This window comes from Flavobacterium sp. B330r (assembly GCF_056824325.1).
This window is the reverse complement of sequence record NZ_CP124860.1, coordinates 574,333-595,324: the sequence shown is the minus strand read 5'-3', so window position 1 is coordinate 595,324 and position 20,992 is coordinate 574,333. Positions and strand designations below refer to the sequence as shown.

Genomic DNA, 20,992 nt, shown 5'->3' with positions numbered 1-20,992 from the left:
CGTTATTATATCTTTGTACTGTAATAATTGAATAATCAATAACTTAAAAACAGATAAAAATGAAAAGTTTAGAAAACAAAGTAGCAATCGTGACAGGTGGTAATAGTGGAATCGGATATGCAGCTGCAGCCGATTTAGTATCAAAAGGAGCAAAAGTAATTGTAACAGGAAGAAATAAAGAAGCTTTAGCGAAAGCGGAAACAGAATTGAAAGTTACAGGAATTGTAGCCGATCAATCTGATTTAAAATCAATTGATAATTTGGTTGAAGAAGTAAAAACAAAATTCGGAAAAGTTGATATTTTATTCTTGAATGCCGGAATAGCAGCTTTTGCGCCTCTAGATTCAGCTTCAGAAGATCACTATGATAGTATCATGAATGTGAACGTAAAAGGAGTTTATTTTACCGTTCAAAAAGTATTGCCAATTTTAAACGATGGAGGTTCAATTATCTTTAATACTTCTGTAAATGCTCATGTTGGAATGCCAAATTCTAGTGTTTATGCCGCAAGTAAAGCAGCCGTATTATCTTTAAATAAAGTTTTTGCTGTAGAATTAGCTTCAAGAAAAATTAGAGTAAATGCGGTTTCTCCTGGCCCGATTGAAACACCATTGTACGGAAAAGTGGGTTTGGAAAAAGAAGAAGTAGAAGGATTGGGATCTGCTTTAGGTGAGAAAATTTTATTAAAACGTTTTGGACAAGCTGCAGAAGTTGCGAAAACAGTTAGTTTCTTAGCTTCAGAGGATGCGTCGTTTATAACTGGATCTGAAATTGTGGTAGATGGTGGACTTATCGTAAATACCGTATTATAATTTTTTTGACTAATTCAGGAACGATTGTTCCGTATTTTTATATCTTTGTAAATGAATTTAATTGGAATGTCATGGCTAGAACAAAAGAATTTAATGAAGATCAGGCTTTAGATAAAGCAATAGAAATTTTTTGGCACAAAGGTTACAACGGAACTTCGGCTCAGGATTTGGTAACTCACTTAGGTTTGAGCCGTTCTAGTTTGTATGATACTTTTGGCGATAAGCAGCAATTGTTTACAAAGTCTTTACAGCGTTATCAGCAACAATCGCAAGATACTGTCAAGGAGCTTTTAGAAAAATCTGAAAATATCAAAGAAACATTACAGGCTATTTTTAAGCAGGCTGTTATCGAAAGTTTGGAGGACCGAATTACAAAAGGCTGTTTTATGGTTAACTCGTCTGTAGAATTGGCTATGCACGATGAAGAAATTGCCAAAATTGTAAAAAGCAACAGCCAAACTATGGAAGAAGTTTTTACAAACGCTGTTAAAAAAGGGCAGGAGGCTGGACATATTTCCAAACAGCTGGAGGCAAAAGTTTTGGCCCGATTTATCTTTAATAATTATTCCGGAATTCGAGTTTTGGCTCGCGCTGGAGAAAGAAACAAACAAGTTTACGATGATATTGTAAAAGCTGTATTTTCGGTTTTATAACATTAAAATTCAAGACAATAAAAAAAACGGCAATTACATTTGTAACTGCCGTTTTCTGTATTAATAAGTAAGTAATAGAAAATGAAAACTTCTTAGCTTTTTTCTTCTTTGTTGAAGTAAACTAAGTAGTAATACATTTGTTTTTCTTCATCCCAGCCTTTTTCAACAAATTTTTCTGCGCTTTCAGGATTAATAAAATCCATTTTAATCTGAATATGAGTATCCAAATTAATTACATTTTTAATCGATTTTCTAGCGTCAGAAACTGCTGCGTTGGCAATTGGGAATGAGGTAACATCTTCGATGCTGTATTTTTCTCCTTTATCAACTTTATAGTTTTTAAATTCAGGGATCAAATCAGGATTATCAATTACTTCATTCAAGAAATTCTGTTCTTCAAACTGATCATTTTTAGCGAAATAATTCACAGATCGGTTCATAAACATTACTTCCTCTTTCTTGTCTTCTGCTGGCAAAACCACGTCTTTTGCGAAGTTTTGACAGAATTTCAAATATTTTTTAGTGATGAAATTTTCATCTTCAAAAGCATCAACAGATAAAAAGTGCTCTAACCAGTAACGTGCATCATAACGGTTGCTGTCTACAGTCAGGATTTTGTATCCTTCTTCTTTTTTGTAGTTGAAGATCAAACATCCTTTATCTAATTTATTCAGGTTGATTCCCTGTTGTAAAATCATCTCAAGGTTACTGTTATTTTCTTCAAACTGTAAAAAGTCTGCTTGTAACTCACTTTTAAAAATTCCGATCGCATCAACAACATTGTTGTCAATACTTAAGTTTGTCAAATAGGTTACATAAACCTCTCCGTTTTTAATGTGCGGGTGATTTGACTGCTCGTATAAATGTTTTGTGATGTTTTTAGAAACTTCATGAACATTTGACGGATTTGCAAAAATCTCAGTTGCATACTTAAACATGTCGTTGTAGTCCAAGTCCACTTCGTGTGCAAACTGATAATAGTTTTCTTCTTTTTCTCTAAAAGGCTTAAAAAAGAATTCTTTAATCAAAGGAACAATCTCATCATTTAAGTTGAATGGTTGCTCTGATAAAAAAATAGCTTCGTTACGACTTTTGTTTCCAACGCGGTGTATGGAAAGGGTGTCGATGTGGGTATTGAATAAGTTGATCATTTTTTTTGAGTTGCTGAGATTCTAAGTTTCTAAGATACTAAGTTTTTAATTGCTGTCTTTTAATTTTCTAATTAATGACGCTAACATTCTTTCGATCTCTCGACTATCCTCATATAAAAGGTTAAATTCTTCTTCGTTTATATAAATTATATTTTTTGCGATTTCAAGTTGGGTCTGCATTTCAAATAAAGAGCCGAGAGAAATATATAAAAATCGTAAAAAATCTTTATTGCTTTCTCTTCCAGATCCTTCTGCAATATTACTTGGAATTGATACTGAACTTCGACGTATTTGTGAAGTTAATCCAAAAGTTTCTTCTTTTGGGAAAGTTCTTGTTACTTTATAAATTTTTGTAACTAAGGAAATTGATTTCTGCCAGACCAAAATTTTTCTAAAATGACTCATTGTCTTATTTTTTAATTAACATTAAAAATAAGAAAAATCTTTCAAAATAAAAAACTCAGAATCTTAGAGTCTCAGCATCTTAGCAACTAAACGTTAGTTCCAATTCTCCTCAAATCCATAATCTTCGAAGCTGTCATCGCCTTCGAACATGTCAAGATCGTCTTCGTCTAGATCGTCTTCAAATTCTCCGTAGATATCATCATGCATGTCATCAGCTTCAAAGTTTTTTTCGATAGCGTCTGCTGGCATTTCACCATGAGAAAACAAAGTTTCTGGGTAAGTAACTCCAACTTGTTCATCTTCAACGGCAGCCAATTCAACTAAGAAAGTCCACATACTGATGAAGTCATAAACGTAGATAATTTTAGTATTGTCTTCGTCTAAAATACTTGATAACGGATAATCGTTCATGGTTCTTATTTCGCCAGGAACATCTCCTGTATCGAAAAGCGGAATTTCATCTTCTTGATTCCAAGTATCATCACAAGTATAAAATGAAGCCACTTCTGATCCGTCAAAGCCAAAAGAGTTGAAGATTGCATTGTGTAAATCCTCAAGAGTATCTTCCTCAAGAATAGCAATGTCTCTAAAAATATCTTCTTCGGCGTCTAGAATAACTCTAAATTTATAAACCATAATCTTTGTTTTTATTGAGAGGTCAAAGGTAAAATATAAAAAACGAAATACGAATTGTGAATTACGATTTGTTGAAAAGATTTTTCGAAGGAAATAATGAAGTTCGAAATACGATTGTCAGGCTGAGCGAAGTCGAAGGCTCGCAAAGTGGAATGTGGCTTCGACTTCGCTCAGCCTGACAAACAGAACTCAAAAAAACTATTTTCTCGCCAGTCTTTTTCTAATTTTATGATAATGTTTGTGATAAGTACTGTGACTTGGATAGCTTCTGCTTGAAGTCATATTATTAAAAATCAAAGCCGTGAAAAGCAATATCATAACTCCTGTAAAAACGGGAGAGAGCACATACATATAACCTAAGGCTTTTACTTTTTCTGTTCCGATAACTGCGATTAAAGCTGTTGCTCCTCCAGGCGGGTGAAGCGTTTTGGTAATCTGCATTAAAATAATGGCGATTGAAACCGCTAAAGGCGCTGCAATCCACATAATGTCTGGAACTAGTTTATGGACCGTAACGCCTACAAGAGCAGAAATTACGTGTCCGCCAACTAAATTTCGCGGCTGAGAGAACGGACTCTGAATAATTCCGTAAACCAAAACACTCGATGCTCCAAAAGAACCAATTAAATAAACGGCATCAGGCCCAGAAAAATGTATGGATTGTACATAAGCTAAAATTCCGATTCCGACGAAAGAACCTAAAAATGACCAAAAGTGTTCCTTATAATCGATTAAAGTTTCTTTGTAAAGAATGTAACGTGTTTTGCGATAGCTTCTTTTTATTTTTTCAGTTGGCATTATTGTGGTATTATATTTTATTCGTTATGCTTTTAAATATACTTTGCTGTACGTTTTTAATTTCAGATTATTAGTCTGTAAATTATTTAACTAAACTTGGAGAATAACTATAAACGGTATACGGATAAATTGTTTTTGCAGTGTATTTTGAAATTAAACAAACTACAAGAATTGGGAAAAACAAAGTATAATCGTTTGTTAATCCGCAAACCAAGAATATTGCTGTAAAAGGTGCATGAATACTTGCACTAAGAACTGCAGCCATTCCGATAATCATAAAGTTGACCGGAATTACATTTACATGGAAAAAACTGTTTAAGGTCGAAGCCAATAATAATCCTAAAAATGCTCCGATGAATAAACTTGGAGCAAAAACACCTCCGTCACCTCCAGAAGCCAATGTTATTGAGGTAACAATTGGTTTTAGAATTAAAATTCCGATAAATGTTAAAGCCAAAGTTATAGTCAATTGGGTTTGAGGTGCATTTCCAAAAATTCCTTTAATGGCGTGATAACCTTCTCCATATAATTGAGGGAAAAAGAATAAGGAAATACTTAAAACTGCTGAACCTAAAATGATTTTGTAATAATGTGTGTCGATTTTACCAAATTGTGATTTGAAGAATAAGACACAACGTGTTAGGTAAACCGAATTCATTCCAGCTAAAATTCCTAAAAGAATGAAATACGGAATCGCTTTTAAATTCCAAGTTGCAATTGAAACGGCAAATAAAGGTTCTTCTTTTAAAATCGTTAATAAACCAAATGCAATAGAAACTGCAATTAAATTTGAAATGATAAATGCACGACTTACTTTTCTAGAAATAACTTCGAAAGCAAATAAAACTCCCGCAATTGGACTGCTAAAAAGTGCCGTAACTCCTGCTGCAACTCCCGCACAGATTAATTCTGTTTTGTATTGACGGAAAACATTTTCTTTTTCATGAGCAACAGATCCAATAGTTGCTGTAGCGACAACGGTAGAAACTTCGATTCCTGTAGAACCTCCAAAAATAACCGTTAGTAATCCGTTTATGAAATGTGATGGAATTTTATAAGAAGGAAGATTTTTAGATTTTGATGCGGTGCTTTCAAAAACTTCTTTTATTCCTTTGTTTTCTTTTTTCTTAAAAAGATATTGTCTCAAGAAATAAATTACCGACAATCCGAAAACTGGAAATATGATATAAAAAATGGGATGAACCGAAACTTCGTGAAAGAAGATTTCTTCGTAGTATTCTGTTATTTTTTTTAGTGAAATTCCGAGAAAGGCAGAAAGAAAGCCAATTAAGATAGAAACAATAACTAATTTTCGGAGTTTAATGAATTGATGATTTTTTTTGATTTGCGCCGTTTTGTTCATCATTATAAGTTTGAGAATTCCGCATTTTTTTTTCTGCGGATTACAAAATTAAGCATCAAATTCGGTTTTTTCTAGAAAATGTTCATTTTAGTGTGTTAAAATCAATATAAACAGGAAAATTCTTTCGATGTGTGGTTTTGCCACAAAGGCGCTAAGACGCAAAGTTTTCTCTTATTTTTTGTCATTTCGACGAAGGAGAAATCTTCGCGAGAAGCTCTACAAAGATTGGCGTTTTTGATTGCGGAGTTACTTGCGAAGATTTCTCCTTCGTCGAAATGACAAACTGCCTGTTTAGTCATTGTCTTAAATAAAAAAACTTAGCGCCTTAGCGCCTTCGTGGCAAAAAAGCCTAACGCTCATAAAACTCAATTGGCAATAAATCAGGATCTGCAATAAAAGTAAAACGTTTTTCAGTTGTTTCATCAATTCTAATGGGTTCTGATTCTATGTTTTTAGAAGTTAAAAAAGCAATAGTTTCTTCTAGATTAATAACCTCAAATGCCAGATGGCGCAAACCAACAGCTTCTGGTCTTGAAGGTCTTTGCGGCGGATTTGGAAAGGAGAATAATTCAACTACATATGAACCATTCAAAGCTAAATCTAATTTATACGATTGGCGTTCTTCGCGATAGATTTCTCTAATTATGGTTAAACCTAAAATCTGTGTATAGAAGTGTTTCGATTTTTCGTAATCGGAACATAAAATAGCAATATGATGAACTTTATTAAGGGTAAGCATTATTTTTTTGATTCAGGTTCTTGATTTAATTTTCGAATGACTTTTGCAGGATTTCCAACTGCTAGTGAATTGTCTGGAATATCTTTTGTAACTACAGACCCAGCGCCAATAACACAGCCTTTTCCGATGGTTACGCCTGGGCAGATAACAGAATTTCCGCCAATCCAGCAATCGTCTCCAATTGTAACAGGATAAGCATTTTCTAATGTTTTTCTTAATTCGGCGTCAAGCGGATGTGAAGCGGTATAGATTTGAACATTTGGTGCAATAAATACATTAGAACCAATGTTTACCGGTGCGCAGTCCAAAACAACACAATTCACGTTAAAATAAACATTTTCGCCAGCAAAAATATTATAACCGTAATCACAATGAAAAGGAGGTTCAATATAAAGACCAGCTCCAGCATTCGGAATTAATTCTTTTAAAATCTCTTTTGCTTTTTTGGTAACTCGGTATTCTTTTACGTTTAAAGTGTGTAAAAGATTTTTGGCATTTCGGCGTCCTTTTACTAATTCTGGATCAAAGGCATTATAATATTCGCCAGAGATCATTTTTTCTTTTTCTGTTTTCATATTTTACATTTTCGTCTTGGCAATTTTGTCGTGTATTTTTACAGTTTCCTGCAAAGCTGCGGTGCAGTACCAAGGCGTTAATTCGGCTTCAAGTAAATTGGCTTTTATGGCCGGATCGGAGGCAACAAGAGCTTTGGCTTCTTCTATAGTTTCTACATTAAAGATGTAAATACCACGATAATTTCTGTCATTTTTCATGAATGGTCCTGCAACAACCAGTTTTCCTTCTTGGGCTAATTTACCAATGTTTTCCATGTGACCTTCAAAAAGTTTTTTGGTTTCTTCCTTAGAAGCGGTTGTATTGCTTCCAGATTTTAAAAGACAAAAAACATATTTCTTCATTCCGTATTCGTCGGCATGGAGAGATTTTGCGAGGTTTTCATCATATTTCACTTCGGTTTCTTGCGAAAAGCCGATTGCATTAAAAACCAAAAATGCGAGGACAAAAAGTATCTTTTTCATATCAATGATTTTTTATTTTAACACATAGAAACATAGCTTTTAAAACGTGGTAAAGGCATTTCATTTTTAGATTTCCCCATAGAACTAATGTGTTAAATCTAGATTTTTAAATATTCTTTTTGAGTTCCAAAACCTATGTTTCTATGTGTTAGAATTAAATTAAAGCAATTTCTTCAAAATAACAATCTGTCCTAAATGATAGACATCGTGCTGAATAATTCCATGAATGTGTTCGTAGTATGTATGACCATTATTCACATAAATTTTAGCTAAATCTTCGTCATTAAAACCTTCAAAAAAAGCATTCCAAGAATCTTGAGATTTTGCTAAGGTTTGAAGCGATTGTTCCCATGCAGCTTCAGAAGGATCTAAAACAGGAACAAAATAATTATGATCTGGAGTTATGATCACTTCGCCTTGCATACGTTCCAGAATATTTCTTCTCCATTGAATCAAATGATTTACAATTTCCCAGATGGTATTCAGGTTTGGGTTTATTTTTCTGTAAGCTTGCTCAGCTGTAACATTTTTTAAAGTATTGTCTAAATTAACTTCAAGCCAAGGATTTCCATTATAAATAGACTGATATAGATTTGAAATTCGTTTACTTTCTGACATAAAATGATGATTTTGGTTTTCCTAGCTAAGATACAAATTAGTATTTTACAACTCATCCTCGAAAATCTACAATTGGGTTATTATATATTTTTTAACGTTTAATGTTAAAATACATTTGCTTCATCAAAAACCAAAGATGACATGAAAACCAAATTATTTTTTACCGTTAGTTTTTTATTTTTTACTGCATTAATTTTTGCTCAAAATACAATTTCAGGAAAAGTAGTAGATCAAAAAGGAAAACCAGTTGCAGGTGCAAACATATATATTGACGGAACTTATGATGGAGCAACAAGTTCTGAAACTGGAGATTTCTCTTTTGAAACGACAGAAACAGGAAACAAATTTTTAGTAGTGAGCTTTTTGCTTTTTGAAACTTTCAAACAAGAAATTGATGTTGCCAATTATAAAGGCCAAACGGTAAAATTAAGAGAAAATGTTAATGCTCTAGATGCGGTTGTGATTACAGCTGGAACTTTAGAATCTGGTGATAAGGCAAGAGTTTCTGTTTTAAAACCTCTGGATATTGTTACAACAGCTGGATCTGCTGGAAATATCGTGGCGGCATTGCAGACTTTGCCAGGAACGCAGTCAGTTGGGGAAGACGGACGTTTGTTTGTACGTGGAGGTGAGGCGAGCGAAACTCAGACTTTTGTTGACGGAATTCGTGTAGCACAGCCTTACGGTGCAACAACGAACAATTTGCCAACAAGAAGCCGTTTTTCTCCTTTCTTGTTTAGCGGAATCGCATTTTCTACGGGTGGTTATTCTGCAGAATATGGTGAAGCTTTATCGAGTGTTTTACTTTTAAATACTCAAGATGAGGAAGATCATGAAAAAACAGATATAGGATTAATGACGGTTGGTTTGAGTTTAGGAAATACACAGAAATTCAAAAAGAGTTCTTTAAGTGTAAATATGGCTTATATCAACTTGGCTCCTTATCAGGCGGTGATTCCGCAGAATGTAGATTGGAATAATCCATATCAATCACTTGGAGGCGAAACGGTTTACAGATATAATTTCACAAATGGAATTTTTAAATTGTATGCTTCATTCGATTCTGAAAAATTCGATTTAAATCAGAAAAACGTCAATTTCGAAAACCCGATTCGAACTGATATGAACAATAATAACTTTTATTTGAATTCTTCATACAAAGGAAGTTTCGGAACAGGATGGCAGATTACTTCTGGAGTTAGTTACGGTTACAGCAAAAACAAACTTAAATATAATATTACGGGAGTTGATAGTCAGGAAAATGCGGCTCAGTTGAAATTGAAATTAAGCAAGAAATTTTCAAACTATTTTAAATTGTCTTTCGGAACAGATTATTTCATTACAAAATACAATGAAAATGTAGCCGATAATATTGCGCTTGATGTTACAAATGGTTACGATTCGAACATTTTTGCAGCGTATACAGAAGGTGATGTTATGTTTTCTAAAAAACTAGCTTTAAAAGTAGGTTTGAGATATTCTAATAACAGTTTGTTAAACGAAAACCATATTGCGCCTAGAGCCTCATTAGGATATAAAGCTTCAAAAAGTAGTCAGTTTTCTTTTGCTTACGGAGATTTTACTCAAACACCAGTTGTAGATTATATTAAGTTTTCTAAATATCATCAGTTTGAAAGCGAGAAGGCAAGTCATTATATTTTGAATTATACGTTTACAAGACCTGGGCAAACCCTTAGAGCGGAGGCTTATTACAAAGATTATAGCAATTTGGTGCAGTATGATACAAGAGATATTCAATACAATTCGGTTTTCAACAACAACGGATCGGGTTATGCAAAAGGATTGGATATTTTCTGGAGAGATAGCAATTTGTACAAAAACTTAGAATATTGGATTTCGTATTCTTATATCGATTCAGAAAGACAATATAAAAACTTTCCTTACATGGCAACTCCAAGTTTTATTGCGAATCATAATTTATCTGTTGTAACAAAATATTTTATTACAGATTGGAAATCGCAAGTTGGTTTTACAAACAGTTTCAGTACAGGTCGTCCGTACAATGATCCAAATCAGACGCAGTTTATGAACGGAAAAACAAAATCATACAATAGTTTGAGTTTCAACTGGGCATATTTATTAACGACACAAAAAATCCTTTATTTCTCGGTTTCAAATGTTTTAGGAACACAAAATGTTTTCGGATACGATTATGCTAAAAATCCAGACCCAAGCGGAGTGTATCAAAGACAAGCCGTGGTTCCAACAGCAGACAGATTCTTCTTCGTAGGTTTCTTCTGGACAATCAGCCAGAATAAGAATGAGAATCAGTTGAAGAATCTTTAAAAAGGCTCTAAGATGCTAAGGTTCTGAGGAAAAAAACTTAGAATCTTAGCATCTCAGAACCTTAGAAACTTAAAAAAAACAATTCAGTAACCAAAATCAACAACTCAGTATCATTTAATTTTAAAAGAGTGAAAACCGATATACTTTTGAATTATAAACTAACAAACCGAGTTTTAATCATCAACATAAAAAAACTTAGAACCTCAGAACCTTAAAAAAAAAAAATCATGACCAAAATTATCACAATAACCATCTTATTTATCTGCAGCTTAATGTCTGCACAAAATGTAAAATTAACTGTTGCTGTTTCAGGTTTAAAAAATGATACTGGAGTTGTAAAAGTAGGATTATATAATTCAGACGGAACATTTCTTAAAACAACTTACAAAAGTCTTGCTTCGGAAATTAAAGACAATAAAGCAGTTGTAACTTTTGATAATCTTCCTGCGGGAGAATATGCAATTTCTACGTATCATGATGAAAACAGCAACGGAAAGCTGGATAGAAACGCAATGGGAATGCCAGTAGAAGAATATACAGCTTCAAACAATGCAAAAGGATTTATGGGACCTCCTTCCTATCAAGATGCTAAATTTAATGTTAGTAAAGATTCAAAAATTGAAATTGTATTCTAAAAAGACAAATAACTAATCTATATAAACAAAATCATTAATAATTTATAAAATGAAAAAAATCATCACTTTAATCGCACTATTTGTAGTAGTAATAAGTTCAGCTCAGACACAATTTGAACAAGGAATGAATAAAGCGTTCGGACTTTGGAAAGAAGGAAAAAATACAGAAGCTTCTGCTTTATTTGAAAGAATTGCGGCGGCTGAAAAAAACAGTTATTTGCCAAATTACTATGTAGCTTTGATCAATGCAACAGCTGTATTTACAGAAAAAGACAAAACTAAAATCGATTTATTATTGACAAAAGCGCAAGATGCATTAGATATCGAATTGATAAAGGATCAAGCAAACTCAGAGCTATACGTAATGCAGGCTTTAATTTACACAGGATACGTTGTAGCCGACCCAATGACAAACGGGATGAAATATTCTGGTAAAGTGATGGAAGCTTACGCGAAAGCAAAAGCGCTAGACCCAAACAATCCGAGAGCTGTTTTTGGTGAGGCAGATTACCAATTAGGAGGAGCAAAATGGACAGGAGTAGATACAAAACCTTTGTGCGCGCAAGTTGATAAATCTATTGAACTTTTTAATACTTTTAAACCAGCTACACCTTATGCTCCAAAATGGGGATTGGATAGAGCATTAGAAATTCAAAAAACTTGTAAATAATTCAATAGTTTATAAAACATTATGATATTAAAACCTAATTTGTTAAAAGCATGCTTCGTTGGAGGAATAGTATTTTTATTTTCTTTTCTAATTCGGTTCGCCTCTTTAGGAACAGCAGTTTTTACCAAGAATCTTTACATTTATTTCTTGTACTGCATGCTTTACAGTGTGGTTTTATATATCGTAAACGTTGTTCTTTTTGAGTTTTTAGATAGGGTTTTCCGAGAAAATCCATATTCGCTAAAGAGAATTTTAATTGGTTTTGCAAGTTCGTTTTTAATATCGATGATTGTAATTGGAGTATTGCGTTTGTTTACAAGTGTAATAATCGAGAATAAAACAATAATTGGTTTTCTTGCGAATGAAAAAGCAGAAAATTATATCGAATCTGCGGTAATGACTTTTATTGTGCTTTTGTTTTTTCATGGACTTAATTTTTATAAACTCTATCAGGAAAATAAAGTAACGCAGCAGAAAATTATTGCGGGAACGGCAAATGCCAAATTCGAAAGCTTAAAAAATCAGATCGATCCGCATTTTCTTTTTAATAGCTTAAATGTTCTGAGTTCTTTAATAGAAGAAAATCCAGACAATGCGCAGCGTTTTACAACTTCTCTTTCTAAAATTTATAGATATGTTTTGGAACAGAAGGACAAAGAATTGGTTTCGGTTGAAGACGAATTGTCATTTGCAAAAACCTATATGAATTTGCTGAAAATGCGTTTTGAAAATAGTTTGTTTTACGAATTGCCAACAGAAAACATTAATCCAGAAGCCAAAGTGGTGCCGCTTTCTTTACAGCTCTTGCTGGAGAATACTGTAAAACACAATGTAGTAAGCGAGCAAAAACCGCTTCATATTAGAATTTTTATTGATAAAGATTATCTGGCGATTCAGAATGATCTTCAGAAAAAAGAAGTTTTGCAGGACAGGCAAGGTGTCGGATTGCAAAATATTGTAAACAGATACGGAATTATAACAGATAGAAAAGTGAAAGTTGATCAGGATGAGAAGAATTTCACTGTTAGAATTCCAATTTTAACCAAACAAATTGCGGTTATGGAAATGAGTGCAGAATATACCGACGAAGCAAAAGCTTACTATAGAGCCAAAAAAAGAGTAGAGGAACTGAAAGGATTTTATGGAAATTTAATTTCATATTGTTGTGTGATTCCGTTCTTGGTTTTTATTAATCTAAAATTTTCACCAGGATTTCAATGGTTTTGGTTTTCAGCTTTAGGCTGGGGATTTGGAGTTGCAATGCATGCTTTTAAAGTTTTTGGATACAGCTCAGATTGGGAAGAAAGAAAAATTCGCGAGATTTTAGAGAAAGATAACAAACAAAAAACGTGGAAATAATGGAAAATAATTTCACAGAAACAGTTCGCTATTATGATGCTCAGAAAAAAGTAAAAGAGATAAGAGGATTTTACGAGCATTTGACTGTATACGCTTTATGTAATCCAATTGTGGTTGTTGTAAATTATATGACTTCTCCAGAATACCTTTGGTGGATTTGGTCTGTAATGGGGTGGGGAATAGCCATAATCTTGCACGGACTGAAAGTTTTTAGTCTTCCGCCTTTCTTTAATAAGAAATGGGAACAGAAAAAGATTCAGGAAATTTTAGAAAAAGAAAATAAACAACGATTAGAAAATAGTCATGGAAACAAATTTGAGTAACGATCAAGAAGAAGTAATACTGCAAGAATTAGCAAGTAAAAAAGTAATTCAGCTGAAATCTTTTTACAAGCATTTGTTGATTTACACTCTTGCACTGATTGTTTTTCTTTTAAAAGAATACACCAATCTGCCATTGCAATTTTTTCCGATAAAATATCTCAATTGGGTAGTTGTAATTATTTGGTCGGCTGTTATAGTGGGTTCTGCAATCGATTTGTTTGCTTCCTATAAGATTTTTGGACACGAATGGGAAGAACGAAAATTGAGAAGCATTTTAGAAAAAAAATATAAAAAACAAAAATGGGAATAATCATGGAAACGAATTTAAGCGAGGAAGAAAGATATATTCAGGCAAGAAAAAAAGTTGAAAATTTAAAAGGATTTTATGGAAATCTAGTTGCTTATATATTGGTAAATGCAATTTTGATTTTTATAAATCTTTATACATCACCTCAATATCTATGGTTTTTTTGGCCATTATTGTGGTGGGGAGTTGGAGTAGTTTTTCACGGATTAAAAGTTTTTGAGGTTTTTCCAGGAATGGGTAAGGAATGGGAAGAAAGAAAAATCAAAGAGTTTATGGAGAAGGAAAAACAGAATAAAAACAAGTGGAAATAATTAAAATATAGTTATGGGACGTTTAAGAAGACAATTCTATGATGAATTAGGAAGAGAATATGAAAAGCATTATGGAAAAGAGTTTAGTCAGGATGAAAATTATAATGCAGCTTATAGAAGAGTAAAAAAACTTAAAGGGTTTTACTCACACGTTAAAGTTTACATTATTGTCAATATTATCATCATTGTATCCAGTTTAACCCGAGATAATTTTAATGAAGGAATGGATTTTAGTGGTTTGACGCAATGGCACACGTACTCTACTGCGCTTTTCTGGGGAATTGGTTTACTAGCTCACGGATTATCCGTATTTGGAACTGATTGGTTTTTTGGATCAGATTGGGAGAAAAGAAAAATCCAAAAATACATGGAAAAAGATACCGCAAATAAAAATAAATGGGAGTAACTTTGACTTCATAATTTTTTCAAATTTCACATTATAGTAAATGATCACATTAATTATAGAAGACGAAAAACCAGCGGCGAGATTGCTGCAAAGAAAACTTGAAAAGTTAGATGTAACCGTAGAAACAATGCTTCACTCTGTTGAAGAATCGGTTCTTTGGTTTGAAAATAATCCACATCCAGATTTGATTTTTTTAGATATTCAACTGTCTGATGGTTTATCATTTGAGATTTTTGAAAAAATAGATATCAAAAGCGCTATCATTTTTACTACGGCGTATGATGAGTACGCTTTAAAAGCTTTTAAATTAAACAGCATAGATTATCTTCTCAAACCTATTGATGAAGATGATCTGGAAACAGCAGTTTCAAAATTCAAATCGCGTCTTCCGAAAACAGCAGAAACTTCAAATTTGCAATTGGACTTTGAGCAAATTCGACAGATGTTATCTAATCCTTTTGAAAAAACATATAAAAAGAGGTTTACAGTTAAAATTGGTCAGCATCTAAAAGTCATTACTACAGAAGAAATCGAATGTTTTTTTAGTGAAAATAAAGGAACTTACATTCGTACGTACGACAATCGAGATTATTTGATCGATTCGACTTTGGAAATTTTAGAACAAGAACTTGATAAGAAAGATTTCTTTCGCGTAAGCAGAAAATTTATTGTTCCTTTAAAAGCAATTAAAGAAATTCAGGTTTATACTAATTCTCGACTTAAAGTGATTCTTCCAACTTATAAGGAAGATGAGGTCATTGTAAGCCGAGAAAAAGTACAAGATTTTAAGACTTGGTTGGGATAGAAGCTTTTATTAAAATTAGAAATTCAACAGATTTTAATTTAATAAAATCCCAGAGGGGTGAAATATTTATAGAATTGCAATAAACAATTAAAATAAGCTCTGGAGGAGCGGCATATATTAAAAGTAAAAAAAAATAAATATGTCGCTCCGCTGGAGCTTTATATTGTAAACTTTTATCTTTTGCTATAAATATTTCGCTTCTCCGAAGCTCATAAAAAAAGCTGTCCTTTTGAGACAGCTTTTTTATGTTTTAATATATTCGATTTTATTTGCTCAATCTATGCAATGTATACGTCATTGCACTCAAAAGGAAAAACGCCATAATTTGGTGAATTAATCCTAAAGCCAATGGCACGCTATATAATAAAGTGAAAACTCCCAATAAAAACTGAATAAAAACAAAAACGACTAAAGTTTTGATTCCGTTTGATTGAGTGTGAGTAAGCGTATATTTTTTGCTTTTGAAGAAAAGGAAAAGAATAATCGCGACTACTACATAAGCAAAAGTTCTGTGTACAAACTGAACACCACTTTTTCCTTCAATTAAATTTTTAACTAAAGAAGATTGCTCAATAAAAACCGATTCGTGAATAAATTCTCCGTCACTCATTAAAGGCCAGTGATTATGAATTAGTCCTGCATTTAGACCTGCTACAAATCCGCCGTAAATGATTTGAATTAGAAGAGCAACCAAAGCATAACGCGCAATATTTCTAAGCGGTAGAATTTTGTTGATATTTCTTTCAGGATAAATTAAATCTAAGGCAACCCAAAGTGTGTATGCGAAAGTAATGAATGCAAAAGTTAAGTGTAATGAAAGTCTGAAGTGGCTTACATCTGGATTGTCAATTAATCCGCTTCTTACCATAAACCAGCCTAAAAATCCTTGAAAAGCTCCCATTGCCAAAAGAACGATACATTTTTTAATCGTATCTGTATCTAATTTCTTTTTGGCTAAAAAGTAAACAAATGGTACAAAGAAAACCAATCCAATTATACGACCGATGAAACGGTGAAACCATTCCCAGAAATAAATGAATTTATAATCGGCTAATTGAAAATCGTTATGAATGTTGATTTTCTGATACTCTGGAAATTTTTTGTACTCGTCAAAAGCGGCTTGCCATTTGGCGTCTGTTAAAGGCGGAAAGGTATCGGTTACCAAATGCCAGTCGGTCATTGATAAACCTGAATTGGTTAAACGGGTAATTCCTCCCACGACAACCATTAAAAACAATAAAACACAGCCTGATAGTAACCAAATGATTACTGATTTATTCTCTTTTTTCATTTTATTAAATAATACTTATTTCTCAACTTTTTTAAGCCCAATTTCTCCGCTCTTTTAATTACAAAATCATAAGCCGCCTGATATTCATTCGGGATATCACCTTCTAAAATAGCTTCTTTTACTGCTTCTTTTAAAATTCCAATTTCGCGTGACGGTTTCAAATCGAATATTTCCATAATTTCTTCTCCAGTAATTGGTGGCTGAAAATTACGAACGTGATCTCGTTCTTCTACTTCAACGATCTTCTTGCGTACGAGTTCGAAATTTTTATGATATTTCTTGAATTTTGATGGATTTTTGGTTGTGATATCTGCCTCGCACAAAGTCATTAAATTTTCGACATCTTCGCCAGCATCAAAAACCAAACGGCGAACCGCGCTGTCCGTCACAATATCCTGAGCCAAAACAATCGGACGCGAACTCATAATAACCATTTTCTGCACAAACTTCATTTTGTGGTTCAATGGCATGTGCAAACGTTCAAAGATTTTCTTTGCCATTTTTCCGCCCAAGAATTCGTGTCCGTGAAAAGTCCAACCTTGTTTTTTGGTGAAACGTTTAGTGGGCGCCTTTCCAATATCGTGTAATAATGCCGACCAACGAAGCCAAACATCATCTGTGTTTGGACAAATATTGTCGACAACTTCCAGCGTATGGTAAAAATTGTTTTTGTGCGTATGTCCTTCAATTTCTTCAACCTGATTTAACGCGGTCAATTCAGGTAAAATTAAATCTAAAAGTCCTGTTTTGTATAACAGTAAAAACCCTGTTGAAGGTTTATCCGTCATAAGAATTTTGTTTAATTCATCAACGATTCTTTCGCCAGATATAATTTTAATGCGATCTGCATTTTTTGTGATCGCATTCAAAGAATTTTCTTCAATTTCGAAATTCAATTGAGTCGCAAAACGAATCGCACGAAGCATTCGCAAAGGATCATCAGAATAGGTAATATCTGGATCCAAAGGCGTTTTGATTGTTTTATTTTCTAAATCGGTTAAACCATCAAAAGGGTCTAAAAGATCTCCAAAATTGTTTTTATTTAAAGATAAAGCAAAAGCATTGATTGTAAAATCACGACGGTTTTGATCGTCCTGCAAAGTTCCGTTTTCCACAATCGGATTTCGGCTATCACGATTATATGATTCTTTTCGGGCACCAACAAATTCAATATCCGTATCTTCAAAACGAAGCATGGCAGTTCCGTAAGTTTTAAAAACCTGAACTTTTGGTTTATTCGGAAGTAAATCGGAAACTTTAAGCGCTAATTCGATGCCACTTCCCACAGCAACTACATCAATATCTTTTTTAGAACCTCGATTTAAAAGCAAATCGCGAACAAATCCCCCTATCACATAAGAGTCGATTTTTAATTCCTGAGAAGCTTTCGAAATAACATCGAAGATTTTGTTTTGTAAAGCAGTTTTATAATTTGTTTGTATCGCCACGAATTCACTGATTTTTTGAGTAAAAGCATTATTTAATTTCAGTAGAAATAAAATGCATGCAAATTTACAACATAGAAAATGCCTATTATAATCTAGAGCTCACTTTTTTGAACAATTTCACATTTTGTAGGGTCGATTTTTATGAATTGGGAAAGGTTTGCCACGAATTGCACGAATTTCCACGAATTATTTTTTTTCTGCCACAGATTACAGGATTAAAAGGATTAAAAAAATCTGTGTGAATCTTTTTAATCTGTGGCTAAAAAAAATACAACAATAGAACAAATCAATTGTAAACGATAATTTTTAGAAATGCAATTTGTATTTTTGAATCACAGAAAAATGCACACATGAAAATTGTTATATCTCCAGCGAAATCACTGAATTTCGAAAAAGAATTACCAACATCTCAATATACAGAACCTTCATTCTTAAAAGAAGCAAGAGTGGTTCATAAAGTAGTAAAAGAAAAAAAGCCTTCTGAATTATCAGAATTAATGTCTATCTCAGACAAATTAGCCGATTTAAACTGGAAGAGAAATCAGGAGTGGAAAACGCCTTTCACACCAGAAAATGCGCGTCCGGCGGTTTATACATTTGATGGTGACGTTTATGCAGGTTTAGATGCTTATACAATTCCGTTAGAAAAATTAGATGATTTACAAGATAAACTTCGAATTCTATCAGGTCTTTACGGTCTTTTGAAACCGCTTGATTTAATGCAGGCGTATCGTTTGGAAATGGGAACAAAAATGCCGGTTGGTGAATCTAAAAATCTGCATGAATTCTGGAAACCAACTGTGACTAAAGCTTTGAATAAAGAATTGAAAAAAGACGAATTGTTTGTGAATTTAGCGAGTAACGAATATTTTTCGGCTATTGATGTAAAAGCTTTAAAAATTCCTGTAATTACTCCAGATTTTAAAGATTACAAAGATGGAAAATTAAAAATGATCAGTTTCTTTGCGAAAAAGGCGAGAGGTATGATGGTTCGTTATATTATCGATACAAACACTGAAACTATTGACGATTTAAAAGGTTTCAATTACGATGGATATCAGTTTGATGCGAATCTTTCTAAAGGGAATCATTTAGTTTTTACAAGATGATTTTAAAAAGATGCTAAGGTTCTGAGGGGCTGAGGTTCTAAGTTTTTTTTACCGTGCAAAGTTCGCAAAGTTTTTTATGATAAAGCTTTGCGAACTTTGCGTTTTGTGACCTCGTAAAAATATAATCTTTGCGTTCTTTGCGGTAAAATAGAAATAAAAAACAACGCCGAATTCAATTAAGAATTCGGCGTTTATGCGTATTATAAAATTATTATTATCATTAATGCATTGCGTCGGCTGCACTAATTTTGTTCTTCCCTTTTTTAATAAAGAGAATAATCGGTATGCAACATAAAAACATGATTCCGAGATACATGAAAATATCCATGTATGCCATTACAGTACTTTGCTTCATCACTGACATTTCAATAGCCTGATACGCTTTTTTCAAAGCAACATCTGCGCTATATCCTTTTGCCATGAACGCGTGCTGCATTCCTGCAATTCGCTGCTGTACTTCAAACTTGGCAGGATCTAGGTTATTAATTAAATCTACTCGGTGTGACTGGCTGAAACGTGTGATGAAAGTAGTAATGATCGCGATACCAAAAGACCCGCCTAACTGACGCATCATTCCTGTAAATGCTGCTCCTTCACCGATTTGTTTTCCTTTCAAAGTAGAAAGAGAAAGTGTTGTAATAGGTACGAAAAGTAGTCCTAAACCAATTCCTCTTAAAATTAAAGGCCAATACATATGTTCAACTCCTGTATCTGGTGTCATTCGGCTATACATCATAAAAGTAAAGAAGAAGAAAACTAAAAATCCTACTCCAACCATGTATCCTTGAGGAACCCCTTTTTGAATCATATTTCCAACAAATGGCATCATGATCGCCGTTGTGATAGAACCTGGAATCAGTAATAACCCTGCATCAGTTGCCGTCCATCCTAAAATAGACTGTGTATAAATCGGAATGATTAATGTTGAACCATAAAGACCAAAACCAAGAATAAAACACATTATAGTTCCAATTCTAAGGTTACCATCTTTTAAAACGCTTAAGTTTACGATCGGATGTTTGTAGGTAAGCTCTCTCCATATAAAAAGAACCAATCCTAAAACTGTCACAACACTTAAGGTTACAATAAGTGAATCGTTAAACCAGTCGTCTTGCTGTCCGTGCTCTAATACGAATTGTAAAGAACCAATAAAGGCACTTAACAAAATAATTCCCCACCAGTCAACCTGATTGGCTTTTAGTTTTTCTCCATATTTCGGACTTCTAACAAATGTTAATGCCAAAATAGTTGCAATAATTCCCAACGGAATATTGATATAGAAAATATAAGGCCAAGAATAATTATCTACTAAATATCCTCCCAAAGGCGGACCTAGAGTTGGACCAACAATTACACCCATACCGTAAATAGCCTGTGCCATTCCACGTTTTGCTACTGGGTAACTTTCTGTAATAATCGTTTGGGCTGTTACTAGTAAAGCTCCTCCTCCCATACCTTGTACGAAACGGAAAGCTACAAGCTCCCAAATATTTGTGGCATTACCACACAAAAAAGAACAGACTGTAAATATTATAATGGAAGCCACAAAATAGTTACGTCTTCCAAATTGCTGCGATAGCCAGCTCGTCATCGGAATTACAATAACATTCGCAATAGCGTATGCTGTAATTACCCATGCCACATCGGTCAAGGTAGCACCAAGACTTCCGCGCATGTCAGTTAGCGCTACGTTTACAATCGTAGTATCTACAATTTCCAGCAGTGCACAAAGTACTGCTGTAATCGTAATGACAACACGTCTGAAACCGTATTCTACTAAATCGTCATCTTGTACTGCTGTTGCCATTT

The 20,992-nt window shown here is 33.5% G+C and carries 24 protein-coding genes; 12 read left to right on the top strand and 12 right to left on the bottom strand.

Going from position 1 to position 20,992, the window contains the following annotated elements:
• Nucleotides 1–59 precede the first annotated feature (59 nt).
• Nucleotides 60–812: an SDR family oxidoreductase gene (locus QLQ95_RS02645; protein ID WP_482502504.1), complete on the top strand. Its 753-nt coding sequence runs from the start codon at nucleotides 60–62 to the stop codon at nucleotides 810–812.
• Between the two features lie 71 nt (nucleotides 813–883).
• Complete coding sequence (locus QLQ95_RS02640; protein WP_482502503.1) at nucleotides 884–1,465, top strand: TetR/AcrR family transcriptional regulator; 582 nt, start codon at nucleotides 884–886, stop codon at nucleotides 1,463–1,465.
• A 92-nt stretch (nucleotides 1,466–1,557) separates the two neighbouring features.
• On the opposite strand, the gene QLQ95_RS02635 is transcribed toward QLQ95_RS02640, so the two are convergent.
• The 9 genes from QLQ95_RS02635 to QLQ95_RS02595 form a co-directional block, all read right to left on the bottom strand.
• The gene (locus QLQ95_RS02635) at nucleotides 1,558–2,616 is read right to left on the bottom strand and encodes a nucleoid-associated protein (RefSeq protein WP_095931005.1); all 1,059 of its coding nucleotides are present in this window, start codon (nucleotides 2,614–2,616) and stop codon (nucleotides 1,558–1,560) included.
• A gap of 45 nt (nucleotides 2,617–2,661) precedes the next feature.
• Complete coding sequence (locus QLQ95_RS02630) at nucleotides 2,662–3,021, bottom strand: four helix bundle protein (RefSeq protein ID WP_320492283.1); 360 nt, start codon at nucleotides 3,019–3,021, stop codon at nucleotides 2,662–2,664.
• A 93-nt stretch (nucleotides 3,022–3,114) separates the two neighbouring features.
• The gene (locus QLQ95_RS02625; protein WP_095931003.1) at nucleotides 3,115–3,657 is read right to left on the bottom strand and encodes an IS1096 element passenger TnpR family protein; all 543 of its coding nucleotides are present in this window, start codon (nucleotides 3,655–3,657) and stop codon (nucleotides 3,115–3,117) included.
• Between the two features lie 198 nt (nucleotides 3,658–3,855).
• Nucleotides 3,856–4,455, bottom strand: a complete 600-nt coding sequence (locus QLQ95_RS02620) for an HPP family protein (RefSeq protein ID WP_482502502.1) — start codon at nucleotides 4,453–4,455, stop codon at nucleotides 3,856–3,858.
• Between the two features lie 82 nt (nucleotides 4,456–4,537).
• On the bottom strand, nucleotides 4,538–5,818 hold the full coding sequence (locus QLQ95_RS02615) for a chloride channel protein (protein ID WP_095931001.1): 1,281 nt from the start codon (nucleotides 5,816–5,818) through the stop codon (nucleotides 4,538–4,540).
• Between the two features lie 349 nt (nucleotides 5,819–6,167).
• Nucleotides 6,168–6,557: an SMU1112c/YaeR family gloxylase I-like metalloprotein gene (gloA2, locus tag QLQ95_RS02610; protein WP_095931000.1), complete on the bottom strand. Its 390-nt coding sequence runs from the start codon at nucleotides 6,555–6,557 to the stop codon at nucleotides 6,168–6,170.
• Nucleotides 6,557–7,132, bottom strand: a complete 576-nt coding sequence (locus QLQ95_RS02605) for a sugar O-acetyltransferase (RefSeq protein ID WP_250837055.1) — start codon at nucleotides 7,130–7,132, stop codon at nucleotides 6,557–6,559. Before QLQ95_RS02605 ends, gloA2 begins: the two co-directional genes overlap by 1 nt.
• Nucleotides 7,133–7,135: 3 nt before the next feature.
• Nucleotides 7,136–7,594 carry a YciI family protein gene (locus QLQ95_RS02600; RefSeq protein WP_095930998.1) on the bottom strand — a complete coding sequence of 153 codons (459 nt, stop codon included), beginning with the start codon at nucleotides 7,592–7,594 and terminating at the stop codon, nucleotides 7,136–7,138.
• Between the two features lie 159 nt (nucleotides 7,595–7,753).
• Complete coding sequence (locus QLQ95_RS02595; protein WP_095930997.1) at nucleotides 7,754–8,212, bottom strand: DinB family protein; 459 nt, start codon at nucleotides 8,210–8,212, stop codon at nucleotides 7,754–7,756.
• A 141-nt stretch (nucleotides 8,213–8,353) separates the two neighbouring features.
• Between QLQ95_RS02595 and QLQ95_RS02590 the strand changes: the two genes are divergently transcribed.
• The 9 genes from QLQ95_RS02590 (at nucleotide 8,354) to QLQ95_RS02550 (ending at nucleotide 15,335) form a co-directional block, all read left to right on the top strand.
• Entirely contained in the window at nucleotides 8,354–10,519 is a 2,166-nt protein-coding gene (locus QLQ95_RS02590; protein ID WP_482502500.1) for a TonB-dependent receptor, read from the top strand.
• A 227-nt stretch (nucleotides 10,520–10,746) separates the two neighbouring features.
• On the top strand, nucleotides 10,747–11,154 hold the full coding sequence (locus QLQ95_RS02585; RefSeq protein ID WP_172426937.1) for a DUF2141 domain-containing protein: 408 nt from the start codon (nucleotides 10,747–10,749) through the stop codon (nucleotides 11,152–11,154).
• A gap of 49 nt (nucleotides 11,155–11,203) precedes the next feature.
• On the top strand, nucleotides 11,204–11,824 hold the full coding sequence (locus QLQ95_RS02580) for a hypothetical protein (protein WP_095930994.1): 621 nt from the start codon (nucleotides 11,204–11,206) through the stop codon (nucleotides 11,822–11,824).
• A 21-nt stretch (nucleotides 11,825–11,845) separates the two neighbouring features.
• Nucleotides 11,846–13,183 (top strand): 2TM domain-containing protein, encoded by a 1,338-nt coding sequence (locus tag QLQ95_RS02575; protein WP_095930993.1) that lies wholly within the window; start codon nucleotides 11,846–11,848, stop codon nucleotides 13,181–13,183.
• Complete coding sequence (locus QLQ95_RS02570; RefSeq protein WP_482502498.1) at nucleotides 13,183–13,506, top strand: 2TM domain-containing protein; 324 nt, start codon at nucleotides 13,183–13,185, stop codon at nucleotides 13,504–13,506. Before QLQ95_RS02575 ends, QLQ95_RS02570 begins: the two co-directional genes overlap by 1 nt.
• The gene (locus tag QLQ95_RS02565) at nucleotides 13,487–13,816 is read left to right on the top strand and encodes a 2TM domain-containing protein (protein ID WP_482502496.1); all 330 of its coding nucleotides are present in this window, start codon (nucleotides 13,487–13,489) and stop codon (nucleotides 13,814–13,816) included. Before QLQ95_RS02570 ends, QLQ95_RS02565 begins: the two co-directional genes overlap by 20 nt.
• 2 nt (nucleotides 13,817–13,818) lie before the next feature.
• Nucleotides 13,819–14,124, top strand: coding sequence for a 2TM domain-containing protein (locus tag QLQ95_RS02560; protein ID WP_248727832.1), 306 nt, complete (start codon nucleotides 13,819–13,821; stop codon nucleotides 14,122–14,124).
• Between the two features lie 13 nt (nucleotides 14,125–14,137).
• Nucleotides 14,138–14,530, top strand: coding sequence for a 2TM domain-containing protein (locus tag QLQ95_RS02555; RefSeq protein ID WP_482502494.1), 393 nt, complete (start codon nucleotides 14,138–14,140; stop codon nucleotides 14,528–14,530).
• Between the two features lie 40 nt (nucleotides 14,531–14,570).
• A complete protein-coding gene (locus tag QLQ95_RS02550) occupies nucleotides 14,571–15,335 on the top strand; it encodes a LytR/AlgR family response regulator transcription factor (RefSeq protein WP_095930988.1) in 765 nt (254 codons plus the stop codon).
• Between the two features lie 265 nt (nucleotides 15,336–15,600).
• On the opposite strand, the gene QLQ95_RS02545 is transcribed toward QLQ95_RS02550, so the two are convergent.
• Together QLQ95_RS02545 and QLQ95_RS02540 are read right to left on the bottom strand one after the other, a co-directional pair.
• Nucleotides 15,601–16,626, bottom strand: coding sequence for a COX15/CtaA family protein (locus QLQ95_RS02545; protein WP_320492279.1), 1,026 nt, complete (start codon nucleotides 16,624–16,626; stop codon nucleotides 15,601–15,603).
• Nucleotides 16,623–18,074 (bottom strand): CCA tRNA nucleotidyltransferase, encoded by a 1,452-nt coding sequence (locus tag QLQ95_RS02540; RefSeq protein WP_482502492.1) that lies wholly within the window; start codon nucleotides 18,072–18,074, stop codon nucleotides 16,623–16,625. Before QLQ95_RS02540 ends, QLQ95_RS02545 begins: the two co-directional genes overlap by 4 nt.
• Before the next feature lie 350 nt (nucleotides 18,075–18,424).
• On the opposite strand from QLQ95_RS02540, the gene yaaA reads away from it, so the two are divergent.
• Nucleotides 18,425–19,183 (top strand): peroxide stress protein YaaA, encoded by a 759-nt coding sequence (gene yaaA, locus QLQ95_RS02535; RefSeq protein ID WP_482502490.1) that lies wholly within the window; start codon nucleotides 18,425–18,427, stop codon nucleotides 19,181–19,183.
• A 220-nt stretch (nucleotides 19,184–19,403) separates the two neighbouring features.
• On the opposite strand, the gene QLQ95_RS02530 is transcribed toward yaaA, so the two are convergent.
• Nucleotides 19,404–20,990, bottom strand: a complete 1,587-nt coding sequence (locus QLQ95_RS02530) for an MDR family MFS transporter (protein ID WP_095929089.1) — start codon at nucleotides 20,988–20,990, stop codon at nucleotides 19,404–19,406.
• Between the last annotated feature and the right edge of the window lie 2 nt (nucleotides 20,991–20,992).